Origin of the sequence: uncultured Cloacibacillus sp. (assembly GCF_963926575.1) — a bacterium.
In the GTDB taxonomy this organism is placed as follows: domain Bacteria; phylum Synergistota; class Synergistia; order Synergistales; family Synergistaceae; genus Caccocola; species Caccocola faecigallinarum.
In genome coordinates this window covers 232,695-252,016 of sequence record NZ_CAWUXW010000002.1, presented here as the reverse complement: position 1 = coordinate 252,016, position 19,322 = coordinate 232,695, and the positions used below count along the sequence as shown (strand labels likewise).

General features: G+C 56.2%; 31 protein-coding genes. 29 read left to right on the top strand and 2 right to left on the bottom strand.

Annotated elements, in window-relative coordinates; all coding sequences use genetic code 11:
- Positions 1–35 precede the first annotated feature (35 nt).
- Positions 36–1,421 carry a restriction endonuclease gene (locus ABGT66_RS04035; RefSeq protein WP_346689024.1) on the bottom strand — a complete coding sequence of 462 codons (1,386 nt, stop codon included), beginning with the start codon at positions 1,419–1,421 and terminating at the stop codon, positions 36–38.
- A 175-nt stretch (positions 1,422–1,596) separates the two neighbouring features.
- On the bottom strand, positions 1,597–2,070 hold the full coding sequence (locus ABGT66_RS04030; protein ID WP_346689022.1) for a helix-turn-helix transcriptional regulator: 474 nt from the start codon (positions 2,068–2,070) through the stop codon (positions 1,597–1,599).
- Between the two features lie 136 nt (positions 2,071–2,206).
- Here ABGT66_RS04030 and ABGT66_RS04025 point away from each other — a divergent pair, with 136 nt between their 5' ends.
- The 29 genes from ABGT66_RS04025 to ABGT66_RS03885 all read left to right on the top strand — a co-directional run bounded on the left by ABGT66_RS04025 (position 2,207) and on the right by ABGT66_RS03885 (position 19,320).
- Positions 2,207–2,488, top strand: a complete 282-nt coding sequence (locus ABGT66_RS04025; RefSeq protein WP_346689021.1) for a helix-turn-helix transcriptional regulator — start codon at positions 2,207–2,209, stop codon at positions 2,486–2,488.
- Positions 2,485–2,721 (top strand): hypothetical protein, encoded by a 237-nt coding sequence (locus ABGT66_RS04020; protein ID WP_346689020.1) that lies wholly within the window; start codon positions 2,485–2,487, stop codon positions 2,719–2,721. Before ABGT66_RS04025 ends, ABGT66_RS04020 begins: the two co-directional genes overlap by 4 nt.
- A 175-nt stretch (positions 2,722–2,896) precedes the next feature.
- Entirely contained in the window at positions 2,897–3,403 is a 507-nt protein-coding gene (locus tag ABGT66_RS04015) for a hypothetical protein (RefSeq protein WP_346689018.1), read from the top strand.
- 27 nt (positions 3,404–3,430) lie between these two features.
- The gene (locus ABGT66_RS04010) at positions 3,431–3,613 is read left to right on the top strand and encodes a hypothetical protein (protein ID WP_346689016.1); all 183 of its coding nucleotides are present in this window, start codon (positions 3,431–3,433) and stop codon (positions 3,611–3,613) included.
- 17 nt (positions 3,614–3,630) lie between these two features.
- On the top strand, positions 3,631–4,002 hold the full coding sequence (locus tag ABGT66_RS04005) for a hypothetical protein (RefSeq protein WP_346689015.1): 372 nt from the start codon (positions 3,631–3,633) through the stop codon (positions 4,000–4,002).
- Positions 4,003–4,012: 10 nt separating this feature from the next.
- Positions 4,013–4,582, top strand: coding sequence for a hypothetical protein (locus ABGT66_RS04000; RefSeq protein ID WP_346689014.1), 570 nt, complete (start codon positions 4,013–4,015; stop codon positions 4,580–4,582).
- A gap of 5 nt (positions 4,583–4,587) precedes the next feature.
- On the top strand, positions 4,588–4,878 hold the full coding sequence (locus ABGT66_RS03995; protein WP_346689012.1) for a hypothetical protein: 291 nt from the start codon (positions 4,588–4,590) through the stop codon (positions 4,876–4,878).
- 212 nt (positions 4,879–5,090) lie between these two features.
- Positions 5,091–5,237 carry a hypothetical protein gene (locus ABGT66_RS03990; RefSeq protein ID WP_346689010.1) on the top strand — a complete coding sequence of 49 codons (147 nt, stop codon included), beginning with the start codon at positions 5,091–5,093 and terminating at the stop codon, positions 5,235–5,237.
- Positions 5,234–5,464: a hypothetical protein gene (locus tag ABGT66_RS03985; protein ID WP_346689008.1), complete on the top strand. Its 231-nt coding sequence runs from the start codon at positions 5,234–5,236 to the stop codon at positions 5,462–5,464. The genes ABGT66_RS03990 and ABGT66_RS03985 overlap by 4 nt, the downstream gene beginning before the upstream one ends.
- Entirely contained in the window at positions 5,464–6,045 is a 582-nt protein-coding gene (locus ABGT66_RS03980; protein ID WP_346689006.1) for a hypothetical protein, read from the top strand. Before ABGT66_RS03985 ends, ABGT66_RS03980 begins: the two co-directional genes overlap by 1 nt.
- A 21-nt stretch (positions 6,046–6,066) precedes the next feature.
- The gene (locus ABGT66_RS03975; RefSeq protein WP_346689004.1) at positions 6,067–6,600 is read left to right on the top strand and encodes a hypothetical protein; all 534 of its coding nucleotides are present in this window, start codon (positions 6,067–6,069) and stop codon (positions 6,598–6,600) included.
- Positions 6,593–6,952 carry a hypothetical protein gene (locus ABGT66_RS03970; protein WP_346689002.1) on the top strand — a complete coding sequence of 120 codons (360 nt, stop codon included), beginning with the start codon at positions 6,593–6,595 and terminating at the stop codon, positions 6,950–6,952. The genes ABGT66_RS03975 and ABGT66_RS03970 overlap by 8 nt, the downstream gene beginning before the upstream one ends.
- A complete protein-coding gene (locus ABGT66_RS03965) occupies positions 6,949–7,197 on the top strand; it encodes a hypothetical protein (RefSeq protein WP_346689000.1) in 249 nt (82 codons plus the stop codon). Before ABGT66_RS03970 ends, ABGT66_RS03965 begins: the two co-directional genes overlap by 4 nt.
- A complete protein-coding gene (locus ABGT66_RS03960) occupies positions 7,194–7,502 on the top strand; it encodes a hypothetical protein (protein WP_346688998.1) in 309 nt (102 codons plus the stop codon). The genes ABGT66_RS03965 and ABGT66_RS03960 overlap by 4 nt, the downstream gene beginning before the upstream one ends.
- Positions 7,499–7,714, top strand: a complete 216-nt coding sequence (locus tag ABGT66_RS03955) for a hypothetical protein (RefSeq protein ID WP_346688996.1) — start codon at positions 7,499–7,501, stop codon at positions 7,712–7,714. Before ABGT66_RS03960 ends, ABGT66_RS03955 begins: the two co-directional genes overlap by 4 nt.
- Positions 7,715–8,089 (top strand): hypothetical protein, encoded by a 375-nt coding sequence (locus tag ABGT66_RS03950; protein WP_346688994.1) that lies wholly within the window; start codon positions 7,715–7,717, stop codon positions 8,087–8,089.
- Positions 8,086–8,328 (top strand): hypothetical protein, encoded by a 243-nt coding sequence (locus ABGT66_RS03945; protein ID WP_303147967.1) that lies wholly within the window; start codon positions 8,086–8,088, stop codon positions 8,326–8,328. Before ABGT66_RS03950 ends, ABGT66_RS03945 begins: the two co-directional genes overlap by 4 nt.
- Before the next feature lie 255 nt (positions 8,329–8,583).
- Positions 8,584–10,764, top strand: a complete 2,181-nt coding sequence (locus tag ABGT66_RS03940; protein ID WP_346688992.1) for a VapE domain-containing protein — start codon at positions 8,584–8,586, stop codon at positions 10,762–10,764.
- A 357-nt stretch (positions 10,765–11,121) separates the two neighbouring features.
- Positions 11,122–11,568 (top strand): hypothetical protein, encoded by a 447-nt coding sequence (locus ABGT66_RS03935; protein ID WP_346688990.1) that lies wholly within the window; start codon positions 11,122–11,124, stop codon positions 11,566–11,568.
- Between the two features lie 237 nt (positions 11,569–11,805).
- Positions 11,806–12,426: a terminase small subunit gene (locus ABGT66_RS03930; protein ID WP_346688988.1), complete on the top strand. Its 621-nt coding sequence runs from the start codon at positions 11,806–11,808 to the stop codon at positions 12,424–12,426.
- A complete protein-coding gene (locus ABGT66_RS03925) occupies positions 12,426–13,901 on the top strand; it encodes a hypothetical protein (protein ID WP_346688986.1) in 1,476 nt (491 codons plus the stop codon). Before ABGT66_RS03930 ends, ABGT66_RS03925 begins: the two co-directional genes overlap by 1 nt.
- Positions 13,902–13,913: 12 nt before the next feature.
- A complete protein-coding gene (locus ABGT66_RS03920; RefSeq protein ID WP_346688984.1) occupies positions 13,914–14,153 on the top strand; it encodes a hypothetical protein in 240 nt (79 codons plus the stop codon).
- 2 nt (positions 14,154–14,155) lie between these two features.
- Positions 14,156–15,838: a portal protein gene (locus ABGT66_RS03915; RefSeq protein WP_346688982.1), complete on the top strand. Its 1,683-nt coding sequence runs from the start codon at positions 14,156–14,158 to the stop codon at positions 15,836–15,838.
- Positions 15,838–16,149, top strand: coding sequence for a hypothetical protein (locus ABGT66_RS03910; RefSeq protein WP_346688980.1), 312 nt, complete (start codon positions 15,838–15,840; stop codon positions 16,147–16,149). Before ABGT66_RS03915 ends, ABGT66_RS03910 begins: the two co-directional genes overlap by 1 nt.
- Positions 16,150–16,165: 16 nt before the next feature.
- A complete protein-coding gene (locus ABGT66_RS03905; RefSeq protein WP_346688978.1) occupies positions 16,166–16,438 on the top strand; it encodes a hypothetical protein in 273 nt (90 codons plus the stop codon).
- Positions 16,439–16,459: 21 nt separating this feature from the next.
- Entirely contained in the window at positions 16,460–17,218 is a 759-nt protein-coding gene (locus tag ABGT66_RS03900; protein ID WP_346688976.1) for a hypothetical protein, read from the top strand.
- Between the two features lie 12 nt (positions 17,219–17,230).
- Positions 17,231–18,229, top strand: a complete 999-nt coding sequence (locus ABGT66_RS03895) for a major capsid protein (protein WP_346688974.1) — start codon at positions 17,231–17,233, stop codon at positions 18,227–18,229.
- A 13-nt stretch (positions 18,230–18,242) separates the two neighbouring features.
- The gene (locus tag ABGT66_RS03890; RefSeq protein ID WP_346688972.1) at positions 18,243–18,623 is read left to right on the top strand and encodes a Bbp16 family capsid cement protein; all 381 of its coding nucleotides are present in this window, start codon (positions 18,243–18,245) and stop codon (positions 18,621–18,623) included.
- A 79-nt stretch (positions 18,624–18,702) separates the two neighbouring features.
- Complete coding sequence (locus ABGT66_RS03885; RefSeq protein ID WP_346688970.1) at positions 18,703–19,320, top strand: hypothetical protein; 618 nt, start codon at positions 18,703–18,705, stop codon at positions 19,318–19,320.
- Positions 19,321–19,322: the final 2 nt, after the last annotated feature.

Here is a 19,322-nt window from a genome sequence, read left to right as displayed (position 1 = left end):
TGCTATCTCCTCTCGATATAGTTTGTGATTTCTTATTACATCCCCGTCCACTTGTGCGTTCTGCGGAAGCCGGCGGATTCGGCTTGGGGGACTGTGGCGGCGTAGAATTCTCCGTGGGCGGGGTCTATGACGGTTTTGTCGTAATTGATGTCGAACGGCAAGTGGTAGATTTTTTCTCCGGTCATTCTGTTTATGTTGCACTTGATCATGGGGTAGTCGCCTATCTCTTCGTGCTCGTGGACTTCGATATTAAGAGCATCGGCGAAGGCGCGGGCCGTATCGGAAAGAGCAGTCTTCGTCCAGAAGCAGGCGGAGCATCCGCTGTCGCGTGCCAGGTCGAAAACGTCGAAGAGGCCGTTCTGCGCGCCGTCCTTGTGCATCTCTATCATATAGTGCATATATGTGCCGAACAGCTGATTGATGTGCTTCTCATGAATGAGCTTATCCTTCGACCAATATTTACATTGAATGATGACGGTGCGGCCGTCTTTGCGGCAGATAAGGTCGCGGCCTAGGTCTTCGAGGCCGGCAAGGATGCCCTTATACTCGACGCTGTAGCCCTTGCTCTCGTAGAGCCATCCGACGTATCGCTCGTAATCGCGGCCGATCTGTCGCTTGCTCTTGTTGTGCGAGGCTTTGTAGTTGTCCAGCGCGCGCTGATTGCGCTCCGCCGGCGTGAGCCGCTCATATTCTTCGCGCGTCAGCCAGTTTCTTGTCTCGTCCTCGTCGCCGGCATGCACGCTGATGGCGGGGCCTTCGGAAAGCTCTTCGAGCACGGGAACGGTCGCTTCGTAGTATGCGAGCTTCGCCTCTGCGGCGACGGCTCGCTGTGAATATTCTTTTATCTTTTTGCTGAGCTGCTCGCGGATTTCCTTCGCGGTTTTCTCAGCTTTGTTCTTTTTGTTTTCAAGATAAATGCTCGCCTGCAAAGCGTCGGCCTCTTCGGCATTTGCTATGAAGGAAGCGAGGTATGGGAAAGCTGCGTTTATATCGCTGTCGAGAGATTCCTTTATCGCCCTGACCCTACGTATTCTCCTATCGAACTCGGCTATCTGGACGGCAGTTTCTTTTTTCTTAGCTGCCAGAGCTTCGTCGTATTGTTTGATGTCGCTGGCGTGCGTGATGTAGTCTAAAGTGTATTGCGTGTTTTTCAGTTCTTCGGCTAATTCGGCGTTTTCGTCCGCAAGTTTCAAGATGTAGTCCTTTGCGTTGTATATGTCATATAGAGCCGCGTCGGCGAATTTTTTGTCTTTAGCGGCTATGTAATCCGCGTAGGCTCTCGCTATCCACGGATATGTTTTCTGGGGCTTGTTGATTAAATTGTCTATAATTTCGCGTTTCTCTGCCGCTTCGTTTTCCAGAGCTTCAATCTCGTCTTCGAGGTCGGAAATAGTATCACAGTCGTCTAAGGCTTCCTGCAAGCGTTGCGTTAGTTGACTATTTTCGGCGCGAAGCTCTGTAATGATATTTTCTTGACTTTTAGAGGAAGAGCTTGTATCTACGACATAACATAGGAGACAACCAATGACAAAAATAACCAGTAAGCCCATCTATGTCACCCCATAGCGGATAGTCAATTTTTACTAAAAAGATAAATTATGCCGTCTTCGCCGGTGCGGATTCCGTATCGTTTTTTAATTCCCGATGAAGGGAGCTGAGGCATGTCCTCAGCAGTGCTTCGATTGTATCTAAGTCCTCTGTCGGAGTGTGTTCAGTCGCCAGTTTATAGTTTAGGTCTGAGAGCATCTTTATTATTTCATGGCTCTGGACATGCTGGGGTGCAGAATGTTCCGCTGTCACGTTAGCATTGGACAGAGTATCTTTTGTATCGTTATGTCGGTATAAGAAATCAAATGCTTCATCTTCCGCAAATAATATATCTTCTGGCGACACTTTGAGTACACAGCACATTGATTTAAGTTTTTCTGTTGTAGTATCTCCAGAGCCATTAAAGATGCGCGAAATTTGGGTCTGCGAAATATCACATAGCTTTCCCAGAGCTGCTTGCGTGAGCCCTACCGTTTTTGCATATGATTCGATTCGAGCGCCAAGTCCTTTTAAGTACGTCATACGCTCATTTAAACATATTTGCATAAAAAATCAAACGAATATACGCATATTTTTATTCATATAAGGCTTGATATATATTCGTATATTGCTATAATATGGCTTGAGCTTGATTTTAGAGAGAGATGGAGGTGATTCTGTGATTAACGGCGAGAAGGTAAGAACGCATAGGCTTGAGCGCGGTCTGTCTCAGGCGGAGCTTGCCAAGACTATCGGCATAAGCCAGACGCAGCTTTCACGCATCGAGAAAGGACAGGGAGATACCACGACGGAAATTCTTGTCTGTATCAAGAACGCCCTGGGGCTTCACGATGTCAAAGAACTGCTGGAAGAGGCAAACCCTCAGATTCCCCGGAAGGTGGCGAGGAAACGTGTTCCGCGGGGGTCCGGGGGGAGACAGGCGCAGAGCCTCCAGCTTTGAGGCTGGAGATTGTTATCCGTGAGGAAGGAGCGAGGATTATGACTAACTTGCAATCTGCAGGAGTTCAAAACGAGATGAGGGTGCAGCTTGCTTTTATAGCGGGGAGGCCGCACGTGGAATTTTGCGGCACTAGCCGTGCGGACGCAAGCGAAGCGGATGTTTCCGCGCTTTTCGATAAGGCGAAGGCCGCCGCGATTGCCGCGCTGCGGTCTGCGGGCAGGGACGCGATATGAAGTACGCCGTTGAGCTGTTTATTCTATGCGCCTCGGTCGGGCTTCTGGCGTTTGTAATCGCCACGGACTTAAAACGTAATCCTGTTCTCTTATACGCGGCGCTTGCGAACTTTGTTTTTCAGCTAGTGCTTTTGTTTTACTGGCTCAGATGGTGCGGGCTGAAGGGACGCAAAAAATGACGAAAAATGAATTGCACCGGATGATTCGATGGATTGAGGATGAATCTTATATGACTGGGGTGCATAACGACGGTTTTTGCCGTAAGCTGGGCGAATTTAAGGAGCTGCTCGCCGAGTTTTACGAATTTCTTTTCAAGGAAAAGTATTTGCGCAAAAGGGTGGTTTTTGATTTTGACGGCGTGATCCACAGCTATGTGAGCGGCTGGAAGGGCGTCGACGTTATACCGGACGGGCCCGTCCCTGGCATCCGCGAAGCGATCGACACGCTGCGCAGGGAATATTGCTATGAAGTCGTCGTCGTTTCTACGCGGTGCGTCGACACGCGCGGGACGGAGGCCATTGAAAGGTGGCTCATGGAGCACGATATTGAGGTGGACGGCGTTCAGGGGAGAAAGCCTCCGGCAGTCGCGTATATCGACGACAGGGGCATATGCTTCGACGGCGATGCGCATGGGCTGGTAGATAGAGTACGAAACTTTAAGACTTATATGGAGGCGAAATGACATGTGCGACGAATTGAGGTGTTTCTTATGATTCAGCTGACTGTGAAGCAGGAGACGGCGGTCGACCGCGCGCGGGAGAGGCTTGAGAAGATCCGCGCGGAGGAGCTCGACGAGGAGAGGGCGCGCATGCTGGCGATGTTTCAGGTGGTGCGGCTGCTGGACGCGCTGGGGCTGCGCGACGTTGCGGACGCGTTTGAGGAGTTTGTTTAGGGGAGGCTGTTTCTGTTATGGCTATGGATTTGGAGGCGCTTAGGCGCGAGGTTAATTCCGTTGTCGGCCTTGAAGATGAGGAGGGTTTTTATTACTTTCCGGCACAGGAGCCTATTTCTTATCTGCAATGGGTATTCTGCAAGGAAAGCCCCGTCGTAGAATGCTTCGACCACGAGAAACTGATATTGATGATTATTCCTATGCTTGAGGAAGAGGCGAAGCGTATGTCCGCGCTTATAGTCGTCTTAAAGAAGCATATAGCAAGGGCGGAATCAGCAGCAGACATCGAAGCGTCATCGAGCCCTACAAACGGCGCTTATCCAGCCACGAAGGCTTCCGATGATTCATTTCGCCGGAGCGTTATGCGGAAGTTTACGCGGCAGGAGTGAGGATAAAGCTATGACGTTGGCTGAAAAGTACAAAAACGGCGGCGGGCTTGTAAAGCACGCACTGTCGGAGTTCCAGTATGCCGGATGGATGGACGCCGACGGGCGTTTCAACGATGAGGCTCAGGAGATGATGTGCGATTGCGTTCTTTCACTGCTGCTCAATATGGAGGGGCAAGGACACAGCGGCGTTTCCGCCGGTTATCTCATATCGCTTTTTAAGCGCCTGGCAAATTTCGAGGTTATTTCTCCGTTGAAGGGCACTGACGACGAGTGGGGAGAGGTTTTCGACCCTACCGACGGGACAAGGCAAAACAGGCGGGATTTCCGAGTGTTCAAGCGTGGAGACGGTTTTACGTATTTTATTGAAGGGCGCGTTTTTAAGGAAAAGGATTCTGGCTGCTGTTTTACCAATCAGTCAAGCCGCACGTTCGTTACTTTCCCGTGCATCCCGAAAATTGAATATTACGAGCTGGAAACTTACGACGCTCTTACCGACGAGCTGCGCAGCGAGCTGATAGAAGCGGAAGAATCCAAATGGCGCGAGTATGAAGCTTTGTGTTCCACGCAGACGGGGGAATAAGGGCTATGACGCTTGTTGAAAATCTTCACGCGAAGAACGCGGAGCCGCGCAGGAGGTACAGGAAGCAGCCGAAGGCTGAGCTGCGGCTGTTGTATCCCGTCGTGAACGATATGTTCGACGAGATTGCGCAGGCGCAGAACTGCGGTTATTCGTGGAAAGACATCGGCGCGGCGGTGCTTGAGCGCATGGCTAAGGACGGTATTTCTGTGCAGTATATCCAGGCTTACGATGTGGCGGATATTTACCGCCATATCCGGCGCGACAGGGAGCTGCGCGGGCTTTTGGATGATGAATAGAGCTGTTTCCCTATGCGGTACTGCGAATACCGCATAGGGAGGAGCAACAGCTTGGATAAATTGGTGTCCCGTTATTGTATCACGGGGTTTGACGGGAGGTCGAGGTTATGGTTCGGTGTACTTTGCCGAGGAAGTATTTTGGTATCGATTTTACTGACGACGGGGCTTTTGCCCTGCGTTATTCAAGGGATTTTACGGCGGACGAGATTTATATGGCGCTTTCTTTTCTCGCTTCGCAGTCGCCGGAGGCTTTTGCCGAGGCCTGCGAGCGGCGCGATGGGGAGTCGACCGCAGAGTGGACGGAGCGGCTTGCCGCCGGAAGCCGTCCGGCAGAGCCGTGCGACGGTAGCGAGCTATGAGTACGGTATTCCGTATGGTAGCGCAATGCGACCGCCTCGACCGCAAGGAAGTTTTTTCGGAACGGGAGAATAAAACGCAGGTCGCGGTGCTGCGCGAGATGGCGAAGCTGAAGCTTAGATGCAAATTCTGCAACTTGTATGAAGAAAGCGAGAAATATAAGGGAATATGCCGCGCGCTGCGTGTTCAGTACGCGCCGGTGAAGACGGACGAGAGGGGGCGCGGGTGATGTTGAATGTCACAGCTAAGCTGTGCGACCGGAATTTCGGCGCGAAGGTGCAGATTTGTTTCCCGCGCGGCGAAGACTACGACGTACTGGCGGCGGAGCTGAAGCGGTGTCTCGCCAGGCACGCGGAAAGGATTGAGTCTTTGCTTCTTTCCGGTGAGCTGGAAAGCATATTCAGCGGGCATCAAGGAACGAGTGGCGAGCCGCATGGCGGGCACGACTCTCGCCAGGAGGTGAAGGAGAACGCCTTACACCGGCCGGCGCCGGTTATGCTTCACGAAGAAGCCGCTATGAAAAGAGCAGAGCATGAGACTGTGCGCGCTGCGGAACCGAGCTTCGCGCCGGCGGTCGAGCTGGAGTATGTGCCGTTCCCGCGCGAGGGGACGGTTACGATGAAGGAGATCGTCGCGGCGTGGAAGATTTCACAGGCGACTTATTACCGGCATATGGATATTTATCCGAAGCCTTTGAAGTTCGAGGGGCTTTCGAAGAACGCGCCGGCGCGTTTCGACGCGGCTGCCGTCCGGCACGCTTTTGAGTGCGGTCACGTTGAACGGAGACGCCGCGAAGTGCGGCTCGGTTAGTCCGAACGGAGGTTTTTAGTTATGGCTTTTGAGTGTAATTTCGATTTTCTTTCGCCGGAGCAGAACGAGAGGCTGGCGGCGTTTATAAACGAGATGCGGGAGTTCTCAGATAAGGGCGGCGAGGTTATTCGCCTTTCGCGCGAGTTGCGCGCCGTTACGAAGGAGCGGGACAATTATAAGGCTATGCTTTCCGGGGCTTCCAAGGCCTGCGAGGATTTGCGGCGCGAGTATATGGCCTATCGCGACGGGGTGGCCGCCGCCGCGGAGAATGTACGAGAGGCGGCCGAGCTTTCCGCTGCTTTGGAGCGCTGGCGTATCGAAGCGGAGGATTTCCGCGAGCGGCTGAAGTGCGCGAACGCGGAGATTGCGCGGCTGCGCGAGGAGGCCGAAACGCGCGAGGATTCGGCGGCTTCCGTCGAGAAGACGCGCGAAAAGTATGAGAAGAAGATTGCCGTGCTCGAGGATAGGCTGCGCGGGTATCGCGATTATGCGAAGCGGATGGCGCGCATGGCGGCGACTTCACCGGAGGAAAAGGAGGATATATGCGATGGGTAACAGGTTTTGGATAACGTCGGTCGATAGAGAAAAATTACTTCAGCTCGGTTTTCAGGACACCGCTTTAGGCGCAGAGTCGGAGTCAGGCGAAAAACTCCCCGTCAACATGGGCATCAGGATTCCCGAAACCTTCAGACATACGTATATATTGCTGGTAGCGCCGGAAACTGAATTGTGCGGAGTCGTTAAGCTTATGGCCGGTAATGAGCTTTTGACACTAGATAAATTTCTCGACAGGATGGCGTTCCGTGCGCCTAAGGCTGCGGAATGGACGAGAGAACTTGTTCAGAAGATGGTCGATTCCGGCGCTGTAACTTTAGCTGCTTCTGCGGAAGGGGGCTCTTTGTTTTGACGTTCGGTGATAACTTCATGCTTGAGGGGCTTCGGCTGCCGAGCGTGCGCGAACGGGTCGAGGCTGTCGCCGCGCGGCTTATGCGGATAGACCCCGCGTATTTTGTCGTGTGCTGCTGTTCCGACCGAGACTGTTACGTCGGGCGCGAGATGCCGGAGCGCGTTCCACTTGAACCGCTGGGCTGTATGAAGTGCCCGAAGTTCGCGCGCGGCTGCTGGGGGCCGAGGGTGGAGAAACGCTCATGACAGAGAGACGATATTCAATCACAGAAAAACAGCTCGACGCGCTGAAAAAGCTGGCGGAACGATTCGAAGCGTCTGCTCCTATGGGGATTCCTTCATGGACGAAAAACATATCAACGGAACAGCGTGATAGATTTGACGAGCTTATGGAGCGCCTTGAGGATATATGCGACGAATTGGATTCATGTATAACAGCTTTTGACAACATTATCGACAACAGTCAAAGGGGGAAAGAAACGGGGCCTGACGCTTTGCGCGACTTCCGTTTCCTCATCGAAGACATTGAAGGACAGGAGGCGGCGTTATGACGTATTTCGAGAAGCTGCATAAAGGCATCCGGCTCGACGCCGAGGTGTTTTTGCCTAAGGAAGCTGCTACTGTGCGCCATCTTTTGGATTTTACTTTTACGCCGAGGTCGTGTTGTCCCGGCAATATTTTCGACTGTGCGCCGGTACGCGACTGCTGGGGACTTTCTTGTCCTATGAGCTGCGAGGATTGCTGGAATCAGGAGGCGCGCTAGATGGCCGACTTTGATATGCCCGGTATAGGCAGGGCGCGGATGGGGCTGACGGAGCTCTCTAAGTCGCCAAGCTACAGAAGCGGTGCTGAGAGCTTCCGCAAGATAAAACGCGAGCTTGTAGACGCTCTTTATACCGAAATTCGCGCGGCAAGGCTTGCCGGCCACTCGTGGAAGTCCATACACAAGGTCATAATTTCCAACGTCACGGTCGGTATTTCCGTCGACCTTCTGGCCAAATTTTTCAACGAGATAGACAAACGCTATGAAGCTGAGACAGGCGTCAAGGCTCTGCCTCGTTCCGGCGCGAAGCGTAAGCGCGGGCGGCCGAAGAAAGCCGCTGCCGCGCCGGAATGCGCCGAAGGAGAACACCAATGAGCGACGGCTACGCTAAATACTGTGAAGACGTAGAACGCGCCGGCGGGATTTTCGAATACCGCCGCAAGGAACGCGAGCGCGAGGAGCGCGAATCACGCGCCAGAAAATCTGACGCCATTTCTGCTTTGACGAGGCTTGTCCGCGAGCGCGTATGCTCGCCGTGCGGCAAGCGCAGCGCCGGAGAGTGCGACCCGTATTGTCACGTCGCAATGGTGCTGGATAAGGCGGGGAAAGCTTAGGATAACACTTTGCCCTGAAAGCGAGGTGAGGTAAAGCTGGAATACAGCATCAGCGACATAGAGAGGGAATTTCTGGATTTTCTCGGGTACGAGGGGATATACCTCGCCTCCGGGGAGACTCTCAAAATAGACGGCCGCAAGCACCGCTGCACCATTTCGGGCGACAAGCCGCGCAGCAAGAACGGAGAATACAGGATATTCGCCGACGAGTGGCCGCGCGGCTGGCTGCACAACTGGAAGACGGACGAGTTCTATATGTGGGACCCTCACAAAAACGGGGATTCCGCATTCAGCTCGATGTCCAACGAGGAGAAGCGCGCACTCGCCGAGAAATGGGAGGCGGAGCGCGCCGAGAAGAAAAGGCGCGAAGCGCTCTCCCAGGCGCAGGCGTCGGCGCTTGCTCGCTCGAAATGGGAGGCGGCCACTCCTGCTTCTCCGGCCCATACATACGCCATGAAAAAGCGCCTCACGAACGTCTACGGCGCGCGGCTTCTCGGCTCTGATCTGATCTGGCCGATGTACGACGCTTCCGGCGAGATCGTCAACATCCAGACGATAACGACGCAGGGCGTCAAGCGGCCGCAGACAGGCGCTCCGAAGACGGGGAATTTCGGCCTTCTTCTGCATCCCCTTCCCTCCGGCTCCGCCCATCCGCGGGCGGGAACAGAGGGGGAAGAAAGCCCCGAAACGCCGTACTTTCCGCAGCCGCACGAGGAATATCTTCATGAAGGCGAAGCCGGCCCGGACGGCGGATATCCGGAAGAAAACGAAGAGGGACCGGCGCGCGGTTTCGGCTCCGGCCTCTCTTCGCGCGTCTGGATAACCGAAGGCTGGGCTACAGGCTGCACAGTGGCCGACGCAACGGGAGAAAGCGTCGTGATAGCGGTCGACTGCGGCAACCTCATGCCCGTAGTCAAAAACGTCCGCCGCGCGTGGCCGGAAAAAGAATTCATCATAGCGGCCGACAACGACCGGAAGACGAACGGCAACCCCGGCGTCAACGCCGCGATAAAAGTGTTCGAAGAGACCGGAGTCCCGTTCGTCTATCCCAATTTCTGCGAAGGCGACGAAGGGACGGACTGGAACGACTTCGCCTGTCTCTACGGCGTGAAGCGCTGCCGTGCGCACATGCTCAAAAAGCTCGACGCCTTCAAGAAAAAAGGGCTGTATAAACTCAAGCACTCGGCCCCGCAGTTCGTCGACCTCACAGACGGAGGGCGCGTGCTCGGCACAGTAGAGAACCTGCGCGCGCTTCTCGCCTTTGCAGGAATGACGGTCTCATACAACGAAATAAAAAAAGAAGAGGTATTCAGCATGCCGGGACGCTCGTACTGCGGCGACAACGCCAAGAACGCGGCGATGGGAGAGATACTCTCGCTCTGCTCGCGCTGGCGCTTCCCGAAAAGCGACATAGAGCCGCTCATATCGAACATAGGCTCCCAGAACATAAGCAATCCCGTCAAAGACTGGATACTCTCGGAGCCCTGGGACGGCATGGGGAGGATCCAGAACGTCTATGATTCGCTCGTAGAGGAACGAGGCTTCCCTCGCGAGTTCAAAGAAATACTAGTAAAGCGGTGGCTTATATCAGGCATAGCGGCCGTCTTTATGGAACGCGGATTCCACTGCCGGGGCGTCCTGACATTCGTCGGCGGCCAGGGTATAGGGAAGACGAGCTGGTTCCGAACGCTCTTTGGCAAGGACGAATTCTTCTCCGAGGGCGTAGGCCTCAACCTGCGGGACAAGGACAGCATAAAGTCCGCCATATCCGCATGGGGCGTAGAATACGGTGAGCTGGAAGGGACCTTCAGCCGCTCCGAAATTCCGACGCTCAAGGCATTCATCACGAGAAGTTCGGATAAAATAAGAATGCCGTGGAGCCGGAAAGAATCCGACTTCCAGCGCAGGACGATATACGGGGCCACAGTCAACCAGCGGCAGTTCCTGCTGGACGACACGGGGAACGCAAGATGGTGGTGCGTCCCGCTTTCGCGCATAAACAAGCTCGACCGCGGCGAGATGCAGCAGATGTGGCGCGAGGTCTACGAGCGCTTCTACCTCGCGCACCTGAGAGAACCTAATAACGAGGATTACCAGTGGTGGCTTACGAAAGAAGAGGATATACTTCTTGAGAAGCTCAACCACGAGTTCGAAGTGCCATCCGGCATAGAAGAGATGATAGTGGCCGGGCTCGAATGGGACTGCATGCGCGAGCTGTGGCATCTGAGGACGACGACGCAGATACTGCACGACTGCGGTTATCCTCCCGTCTCCCCAAAGCCAGGCGAGCTCGTCAAGGCTGCGAAGGTATTGGCGCGCCTCACAGGCGAAAAATCCAGGCCTATGGGCCACTCGAACGCGAGAATGTGGCGTGTCCCGCCGAAGCGGACGATGCCGAAGGAATACACGGACGAGGAGGTTGAGGACAGAAAGTAACTTCTATCCGCGCGGACGGCCAAATAGATAGCGCAAGCCGTTCGCACGGGAAAAGCCGGTTATAGCAAGGGTTTTCGGGATTTCCCGCGAACACCTCGAAAAGCTGTTCGCAGAGCTGTTCGCGCAAAAAAATCGTTGGTATCACAAGGGATTCCTATACCCTGCGAACAGCTATTTCGGAAAATCGGCTATAAATAGATTTTTTGTTCACTTTTTAATGATTATCTAAAACTAAGGGGTATAGTGTTCGCACTGTTCGCAAGGTCGATTTTATTCAGCATTGCCAATGCTTTGCGGGTGCGAACAGCTCAAGCGAGCGGCACGCGAACGGTATGCGAACAGCTCAAAGAAGGAGGAATGACGGTGGCGTCGTACAGGCACAGGATGGTGGAGGCCGTATTAAAGGATTTCCCGGATATAAACGGCGACTACCAGAGATATAAGCAGTTTCTCGACCTTTCCGCGCTCGCCGGAGGCGTGCTTCTGTCCGAACGTGTCGACGGCGGCCGCCAATGCTCTCCGGCCGACAGGTATCTCGACAGGTACAGCGACGAGACTTTCCGCGCGCTGGAGACGATTGTAAACGCGGTATATGCGGCTTTCAAAGGGCTTAATGAGAGGCAGAGGCGCGTGGTCGCGCTCATGTACTGGCGGCGGCTCGATGCCGAAGCAATCTCCGGTGAAATAAAGTTCAGCGTGCGGCGCGTCTATCAGCTGCGCAACGAAGCCCTTAATCTGCTTTACCGCCCGTTTCTCGAAGTGCAGGAGCTTGTGGAAGAGTGGCGGCTGGGACGCGTAAAATGAACTAATAAGCCGCTATCGTACATTTATATGCAATAAACATTCTCTTTGGTCAAAGTCCGCAAGCGCTGAATTGTAGAGAATTGTTTGCAAAAAATTGCAACGTTTTTCGTGCTATAATCTTTACACTGGCGAAAGCCGTAAGGAAACGAACCGCCCGGCAGGGGCGGAGGACAAGAAGAGAGAGCCGCTTTTCCTCGTTTGAGGAAGGCGGCTTTTTTCGTGGCTATTTTTTTCTGTATGGAGGTGGTAAATGTGGCCGTCGAACTGAACGATAGGCAGGAGAGATTCTGTCAGGCTTATGTCTTTGAGTGCCGCGGCAACGGAACGGAGGCGGCCATCAGGGCCGGTTATTCCGAGAACAGAAAGTCGGCGGGCGAGCATGCGTCGAGATTGTCAAGGAACGTCAAGATTCGGGCGCGTATCGCGGAGCTGAAAAAAGAGCGGCTTGCGGCGAGCGGCTGGGACCGCGATATGCTGCGCGATACGTGTATCGAGGAGCTTGTCGGAATAGCGACTTCGCGGCTGACGGACTTCGTGAACATATCTCCGGATAAGGACGATCCCAACCGCGAGGAGGTTCTCAAAGAACTTGCCTCGTGCCACGGAGGGCAGACGCTTCTCGACTTTGGGGATATGCTCATCACTCCGACGCACGCCCTTACCGACGACGAAGCCGGCGCGCTTAAATCAATAAAGCAGGGCAAGTTTGGAATGGAGATAGAAACGTATGACCGTCTAGCCGCCATTAAGCTGCTGGCCGAGATTGCGGGATTCAAAGAAGCAGACACGGCCGTGAACATCAACCTTGTCGACGACATCAACGCGGCGCGCAGCCGCAGCGGCCTCGGAGGCGCGTAATGACTCAGGCTGAAGCGCGCGTCCTGGCCGCCGACATGGGGCGCATGGCGCACGACCCCTTACGTTGGGTGCTCTACGCATATAAATGGAACGAGCCGGACGGGCCGCTGTCCGGAATGTCCGGTCCCCAGCAATGGCAGCGCGAGCACCTGGACTATGTGGGCCGCAGGTTGCGTGAAGAACCGCACAGCCCCATCCGCGTCGCAGTATCGTCGGGACACGGAATCGGAAAATCGGCCATCGTCGCATGGTATGTGAACTGGGGGCTCGCTACATTTCCCAACACTCGCGTAGTCGTCACGGCGAATACTTTCCCTCAGCTCAAGACGAAGACCTTCCCAGAGATAAGCACATGGTGGCAGAGGTCAATCGTCAGGGACTGGTTCTCGTGCGAGGGGCTGCGTATGTGGTTTTCCGCGCAGAAAGGCTTCGAGGCTACGTGGCGCTGCGACGGCGTGACGTGGAGCATATCAAACACAGAAGCGTTCGCAGGGTTGCACAACAGGCGCAAACGCATACTCGTGATAATGGACGAGGCCTCCGCTATAGACGACAAGATATGGGAAGTCACTGAAGGAGCTCTCACGGACGCGGAGACCGAAATCATCTGGCTCGCTTTCGGCAACCCTACGCGCAACACGGGACGCTTTCGCGAGTGCTTCCGCAAATACCGCGGGGCATGGAAAACCTTCAAGGTAGATTCCCGCACGGTCGACATCACGAACAAGGAGCTGCTCAGCGAATGGGAAGAACAGTACGGCGAGGATTCGGACTTCTTTCGCATCCGAGTTCGCGGCGAATTCCCGGACCAGGCGGCGGGACAGCTTATTTCGTCCGCTCTCGTCGAAGCGGCGCAGTCGAGAATTTACAAAGAAGACGTGCTCGACGGCGTTCCGAAGATATTCGGCGTCGACATAGCGCGCGAAGGCGGGGACTCGTGCTCCGTCTGGATGCGGCAGGGGCTTTGCGCGAAGCGCGTTTATAAGACGCAGCGGATAAACACGATGCAGTTCTCCGTAACGCTCGGCAAGCTGCTCGAAGAGCATAAGCCGGACGCCTGCTTCATCGACATGGGCAACGTCGGGGCCGCCGTATACGACAATCTTTCTTCGTGGGGACACAGGAACGTTTTCGGCGTTTTCTTCCAGGAGAAGGCTTCGGACAGCCGCGTATTCCTCAACAGGCGCATAGAGATGTGGAGCTCGGTCAAGAACTGGCTCGAAAACGGAGGCTCGCTGCCGAAAGACGGACGCGAGGCTCAGGACATATTCGAGGACCTAATCGGCCCCGAGTTCTTTTACAACCAGAAAGGGCTTATGCAGCTCGAAAGCAAAAAAGATATGAAAGAACGCGGCCTTCTTTCGCCGGACGACGGTGACGCCTTGGCTTTGACCTTCGCCGCCCCGGTAGCGCCGCCGTCAGATTCGGCGCGAAGAGTCCGCCGCCGTCCTTCGCGTTCAAAGGATCCATTTTAGGAGGTGATGCACATGGGAGGACTTTTCGGGGGCAGCAGCAAACAGGCTGCGCTTCCGCCGACGCCTTCGCTTGCGCCGGAGGCTACAAGCGTGAGCAGGGCTTCCGTCTCCGACGGAGAGGCGGCCGTCAGCCGCATGTACGAGCAGGAACGAAAGCGAAGAGGCTACGCGAGCACTATGCGCAGCAGCGCCGTACAGAACAGTTCCGCTTCGACAGCCGCTGCCGGCAAGAAACAGAAGCTCGGTGAGTAAATATGGGCCGCAATCTCATTGAACTTAGACAAAAGCTCGGACGGCGCAAGGGGGCGCTCAAGCTTGAACGTCAGAAAGTGGCCTCGGAATGGGACGAACTGTATAACTACATCTACCCGAGGCGCGGAAGGCTGCGGAACGAACCGCCAAACGGCAAGGAGAAGATGAAGCTCTTCGACTCGACCGCGAAGAAGGCCGTGCGCATCCTTGCGGCGGGCATGCAGAGCGGCCTTACTTCGCCGTCGCAGAAGTGGTTTACGCTGCTTCCCGGCAATCCCGACATGTACGACTACAAGCCCATGCGGCAGTGGTGCAACGAGGTCGAGGATATCGTCTACGAGGTGCTCGCCGGGAGCAACTACTACACCTGCACGCACGCGAGCTATGAGGAGATCGGGACCATCGGAACATCTGCGATGATAATGCTTCCCGACTACGACGACGTGATACGCTGCCACACCTTCACGGGCGGCGAGTATTACCTCGGCACCTCGGGCACTCGCGGGCGCGTCGACGTCTTCTACGAGGACATACAGATGACGGCGGGACAGATAGCCTCAGAGTTCGGGACGGAGAACGTCTCAGTATCCGTCAAAGAAGCTCTCAGGAACAACCCCGACAGGTGGTTCACCGTAGTGCACGCGATAGAGCCGAACGACGACTACGTGAAAGGCTCGCTCGGGGCCTTCGGCTTTCCCTTCCTCTCGGCCTACTGGGAGGAGGCGGGGGAGCAGGACAAGTTCCTGCGCCTCTCGGGCTTCGAGCGCTTTCCGGTCTTCGCTCCGCGCTGGGACTTTTGCAGCTCGGACATATACGGCTACGGCCCCGGGGACGAGTGCATCGAGGACAACAAGACGCTCCAGCTCATGAAGCGCGACTACCTCAACGCCGTCAAGAAGCTCGTCGACCCGCCTATGCTCGCCGACGCTGCCTACCAGAACGACATAATGGACTTCGCGCCCGGGGAGATATATTTCGTCTCCATGAACGGCACCGCCGGCGGAAAGCCGGTCATCCCCGCGCTCGACATCAAGCCGGACATGAACGCGCTGCTCGCCGGCATAAACGACGCGCGGCAGGCTATACGCGAGAGCTACTTCGTGGACCTCTTCATGATGGTCTCGAACGCGCAGGACAGAGATAAGACGGCGCGCGAGATTGCGGAGCTTCACGAAGAAAAGCTGTCTGTTCTCGGCCCCGTGCTCGAACGGCTCTCCAAGGAGCAGCACAGCCCTTCCATCGAGGCCTGCGTCCACTACTGCCGCGCTGCGGGGCTTTTGCCCGAACCGCCGGATGATATAGAGGGCGAATCGCTCAAGATAGAGTACACCTCCATATTCGCGCAGGCGCAGAAGATGAGCGGGCGCGCGCCGCTTGAACAGTTCATATCCTTCACGGGCGGCCTTATGGGCTCCGATCCGTCGCTCATCGACGTGATAAACATGGACGCGGCAGTCCGGCGCTACGCGGACCTGCTTTCAATTCCCGCCGACGTGCTGCGTTCGCACGAGGAGGTCGAATCGATACGCGAGACGCGCGCGGCGCAGGAGGAACAGGCGCGCCAGATGGCTGAGATGCAGCAATCCGTGCAGAGCCTCGAACAGGCGGCGCAGGGCGCGAAGCTCATGAGCGAGACGGAGACGGGCGGCGGCTCGCTGCTTGAGATGGTCGGAGGCGGTTTCTAATGGAAGAACGCGACGGGAACGAAGCCGCGAAGCTTACCGAAAAGGCGGTCAAGGGGCTGCTTTCGACGCGCGAGGGCTGTTTCTTCCTCGGCCTCGTGCTTTCGCGCAGCGGCGTGGACGAACCCTCGCTAGACGTGGGGAACATCTACGCGACCTGCGCGAATGAAGGAAGGCGCTCCGTCGGGATATGGCTCAGGAACGTCATATCGCGGTACTGCGGACCTGCGGCCTGCTGCAAATGCGCCGGCGTCTACGCCTCAGAGTGCGCGGCGGACAGGGCGCGCAGGGGACAAAGGGACGATATTTTCTAAAAAGGAGTGACAACGCTTGAACAAACTATATCCGAACGAGAATCCGCCTCTTCCTAAATTATTCCGTGTCACGCTCATGCCTCCGAAGGAGAGCCTGACGGGAGACACGGAGAATTCCCCGTGGGATAAAAGGGAATCGGTCATAGTGAGGGCAGACGACCCCGGAAGTGCTTCCGCGAAAGCGGAGGCATTTTTTAATGCCAAAGACAAGGAACTGAACGTCACGGAGATATCCGTCTACGGCGAATGCACGGAGAACCCGGACATTTTCAGAGCAAGTTACTACTAAACGCGAAAGGAGCGGTCATATATGAGCGAAAACACAGCGGCGGGCGAAGGTCTCGACCCGCAGCAGACTGGCGGAGAAGGTACGCAGGCACAGGACGCAGGCGTCGGGCTTACCGGTGCGGACGATGGAAACGCCGGAAACGGCGCGCAGGATACGCCGCCGGCAGGAGAGCCGCAGCCGTCCGATAAAGACGACGCGCAGAAGGGCGGTGCGGATATTCCCGGCCTCACGACGGCGGGCGACGCGAAGGCCGGAGACGGCGGCGAGGGTGACGATAAGAAGGGAGATGGTAACGATGACGTAGGCGGCGCAGAGCCTAAGCCTTACGAGCTTCACGTCCCGGACGGCTTTGCGCTCGACACGGAGATGGTGGACGCGGCGACGCCTCTGCTTCAGAAGTACAAGGTCACGAACGAGGACGCGCAGGCGCTCGCGGACCTCGTCACGCAGAAGGTGCAGAAAGAGCTCGACGGCTTCCACGAGCGCAACGGCGAGATGGTCGAGGAGTGGAAGAAAAAGCTCGTTTCCGACCCGGATATAGGCGGCAAGAACCTTAAACAGAATCTCGGCGTCGGCCTCAAGGCGCTGAACAGGTTCGGCGACGGCGAGCTGGTGCAGATACTTCAGGACAGCGGCCTCGAATATCATCCCGCGGTCGTGAGGTTCTTCCATAAGGTCGGCCTCGCCATTTCCGAGGATTCTTATGTGGGGAATAAATCGCCTCAGGCGAAGGATACGGCTTCGCTGCTTTACGGCGGCGCGGCCGAAGAGAAGAAATAAGGAGGTTTTTCAATGGCGACGATTAAGAGCGATTTTCTTACGCTTATGGACTGGGCGACGAGGAAGGACCCGAACGGGCGCATTCCCGCGATAGTCGAGATGATGAACAAGACGAACGACATCCTCGAGGATATGCCGTTCGTGGAGGGCAACCTTCCGACCGGCCACGAGACTACGATGCGCACCGGGCTGCCGAAGGTTGCGTGGAGGCAGATAAACAAGGGCGTGCAGCCGTCGAAGTCGACGACCGTGAAGCACACGGACGTATGCGGACGGCTCGAGGCCTTCTCCGAGATAGACGAGGCGCTCGTCGAGCTCGCTGCCGACGTTTCGGCCTTCAGGCTTTCGGAGGACAGGCCTTTCATCGAGGCGATGAATCAGGAGATGGCGGAGACCGTCTTCTACGGAGACCTGCGCAAGACGCCGGACAAGTTCCTCGGCATCGCGCCGCGTTTCGCGCTGAAGTCTGCGGAGAGCGGCGAGAATATCTTAAACGGCGGCATGAGCGGCGACGCGGGGACGAGGCGCTCGAGCGTCTATCTCGTCGGCTGGGGCAACGACACGGTCCACGGCATTTTCCCGAAGGGGACGCAGGCGGGGCTCCAGCACGAAGACCTCGGCCGCAAGGAGGCGCATGACGCTGAGGGCGGCCGTTATATGGCCTACAAGGGCCATTACACGTGGCGCATGGGGCTCTGCGTCCGCGACTGGCGCTATATCGTGCGCATAGCGAATATAGACCTCGATACGCTCGCGGGAGACACTCCGGCGAATCTCATGAAGCTGATGATAGAGGCCTCCGAGATTATACCGAAGCTCGGCCTCTGCAAGCCCGCGTTCTACTGCACGCGCGAGGTGCGCACGGCGCTGCGCAATCAGATTCTCGAAAAGAACAACGTCAATCTGACCTGGGACACTGTCGCGGGCAAGCGCGTGCTGGCCTTCGACGAGATTCCGGTGCGCAGGTGCGACGCGATAAGCACGTCGGAAGCGCAGATTTCTTTCGCGTAAAGGAGGAATTGTTATGAGTATTCGCGACGTTAAATGTATCTTCCCGGCCTACGACCTTTCGGACGGGACCGGCGCGGGCGACGTTATAGAGACGGGATTCAAGGGAGATGCCTACGTCGGCCTTTGGCTCGTCGTGAGAGGCATAGAGGCCGGAGCCGGAGGAACAAGCGTCGTCGTCAAGCTCCAGACGGCCTCGGACGAAGCGTTTACTTCTCCGGTCGACCTTTTCACCTCCGGAGAAATAGCGCTTGCCGCGCTTACTGCGGACACGGAGCATGTGAAGGTCCGTATGCCGCTCGGCTGCGACAAGTATCTTAGGCTGCACTTTACCGTGACCGGCACTTTCACTGGCGGCACGATAGAGGGCTATCTTACGCCGGACGTGAATATGTAGCGCGCTGGCGCTGTATGCAGACTGCACGGACGGGGGCTCTTTCGCCTTCGTCCGTTTTTTATACGAGGGGGCGAAGGTTATGGAAAACGGCGCCTGGACGAAGAGTAGCCAGGTTTCGATATGCAACAAGGCTCTCGGCTTTATGGGCGTGGGGCGGACGATAACCTCTCTTATGGAGGCGACCGCCGAAGCCAATGTTATGAAACGTTATTACGACGCTGCGCTGACCTCTCTGCTTTCGCGCAACGACTGGAATTTCTGCCGCGGCATGACGGATTTGGCCGATATTGTCGGCTCCGTCCCGGGCGCGGCTTACGCCTATCAGTATCCGAACAACTGCGCGAAGGTGCTGCGGCTTTTCCGCACGGAGGCTGATTTACGTCATAGATGGAGCGGCGATTTCCGTATCGGGATGCACGGCGGAAGCCGCGTGATTTGCTCGGACTTCCCCGCGACTACGGCGCAGTACACCGTCATGGTCTCCGACCCTACGTTGTTCCCGCCTTTGTTTGAAGAGGCTTTATGCTGGAACCTCGCGCGCATGGCCTGCTGGTCGGTCGCTGACGTTTCGATGAATATGCGCGACGAGATTACGAAGCAGTTCATCGTGGCCTACGGCGACGCCTGCGCCGCCGACGCGAACGAGGGACGGACGAGGCTTCGCGTCTCGCCATGCGATTATCTGGATATAAGGTGATT

Coding starts and splice junctions, on each gene's coding strand:
- ABGT66_RS04030 (WP_346689022.1), bottom strand. CDS start 2,070: ATGACGTACTTAAAAGGACTTGGCGCTCGAATCGAATCATATGCAAAA.
- ABGT66_RS04015 (WP_346689018.1), top strand. CDS start 2,897: ATGACGAAAAATGAATTGCACCGGATGATTCGATGGATTGAGGATGAA.
- ABGT66_RS04010 (WP_346689016.1), top strand. CDS start 3,431: ATGATTCAGCTGACTGTGAAGCAGGAGACGGCGGTCGACCGCGCGCGG.
- ABGT66_RS04005 (WP_346689015.1), top strand. CDS start 3,631: ATGGCTATGGATTTGGAGGCGCTTAGGCGCGAGGTTAATTCCGTTGTC.
- ABGT66_RS04000 (WP_346689014.1), top strand. CDS start 4,013: ATGACGTTGGCTGAAAAGTACAAAAACGGCGGCGGGCTTGTAAAGCAC.
- ABGT66_RS03995 (WP_346689012.1), top strand. CDS start 4,588: ATGACGCTTGTTGAAAATCTTCACGCGAAGAACGCGGAGCCGCGCAGG.
- ABGT66_RS03990 (WP_346689010.1), top strand. CDS start 5,091: ATGGCGCTTTCTTTTCTCGCTTCGCAGTCGCCGGAGGCTTTTGCCGAG.
- ABGT66_RS03985 (WP_346689008.1), top strand. CDS start 5,234: ATGAGTACGGTATTCCGTATGGTAGCGCAATGCGACCGCCTCGACCGC.
- ABGT66_RS03980 (WP_346689006.1), top strand. CDS start 5,464: ATGTTGAATGTCACAGCTAAGCTGTGCGACCGGAATTTCGGCGCGAAG.
- ABGT66_RS03975 (WP_346689004.1), top strand. CDS start 6,067: ATGGCTTTTGAGTGTAATTTCGATTTTCTTTCGCCGGAGCAGAACGAG.
- ABGT66_RS03970 (WP_346689002.1), top strand. CDS start 6,593: ATGGGTAACAGGTTTTGGATAACGTCGGTCGATAGAGAAAAATTACTT.
- ABGT66_RS03960 (WP_346688998.1), top strand. CDS start 7,194: ATGACAGAGAGACGATATTCAATCACAGAAAAACAGCTCGACGCGCTG.
- ABGT66_RS03955 (WP_346688996.1), top strand. CDS start 7,499: ATGACGTATTTCGAGAAGCTGCATAAAGGCATCCGGCTCGACGCCGAG.
- ABGT66_RS03950 (WP_346688994.1), top strand. CDS start 7,715: ATGGCCGACTTTGATATGCCCGGTATAGGCAGGGCGCGGATGGGGCTG.
- ABGT66_RS03945 (WP_303147967.1), top strand. CDS start 8,086: ATGAGCGACGGCTACGCTAAATACTGTGAAGACGTAGAACGCGCCGGC.
- ABGT66_RS03940 (WP_346688992.1), top strand. CDS start 8,584: ATGTGGGACCCTCACAAAAACGGGGATTCCGCATTCAGCTCGATGTCC.
- ABGT66_RS03935 (WP_346688990.1), top strand. CDS start 11,122: ATGACGGTGGCGTCGTACAGGCACAGGATGGTGGAGGCCGTATTAAAG.
- ABGT66_RS03930 (WP_346688988.1), top strand. CDS start 11,806: ATGGAGGTGGTAAATGTGGCCGTCGAACTGAACGATAGGCAGGAGAGA.
- ABGT66_RS03925 (WP_346688986.1), top strand. CDS start 12,426: ATGACTCAGGCTGAAGCGCGCGTCCTGGCCGCCGACATGGGGCGCATG.
- ABGT66_RS03920 (WP_346688984.1), top strand. CDS start 13,914: ATGGGAGGACTTTTCGGGGGCAGCAGCAAACAGGCTGCGCTTCCGCCG.
- ABGT66_RS03915 (WP_346688982.1), top strand. CDS start 14,156: ATGGGCCGCAATCTCATTGAACTTAGACAAAAGCTCGGACGGCGCAAG.
- ABGT66_RS03910 (WP_346688980.1), top strand. CDS start 15,838: ATGGAAGAACGCGACGGGAACGAAGCCGCGAAGCTTACCGAAAAGGCG.
- ABGT66_RS03900 (WP_346688976.1), top strand. CDS start 16,460: ATGAGCGAAAACACAGCGGCGGGCGAAGGTCTCGACCCGCAGCAGACT.
- ABGT66_RS03895 (WP_346688974.1), top strand. CDS start 17,231: ATGGCGACGATTAAGAGCGATTTTCTTACGCTTATGGACTGGGCGACG.
- ABGT66_RS03890 (WP_346688972.1), top strand. CDS start 18,243: ATGAGTATTCGCGACGTTAAATGTATCTTCCCGGCCTACGACCTTTCG.
- ABGT66_RS03885 (WP_346688970.1), top strand. CDS start 18,703: ATGGAAAACGGCGCCTGGACGAAGAGTAGCCAGGTTTCGATATGCAAC.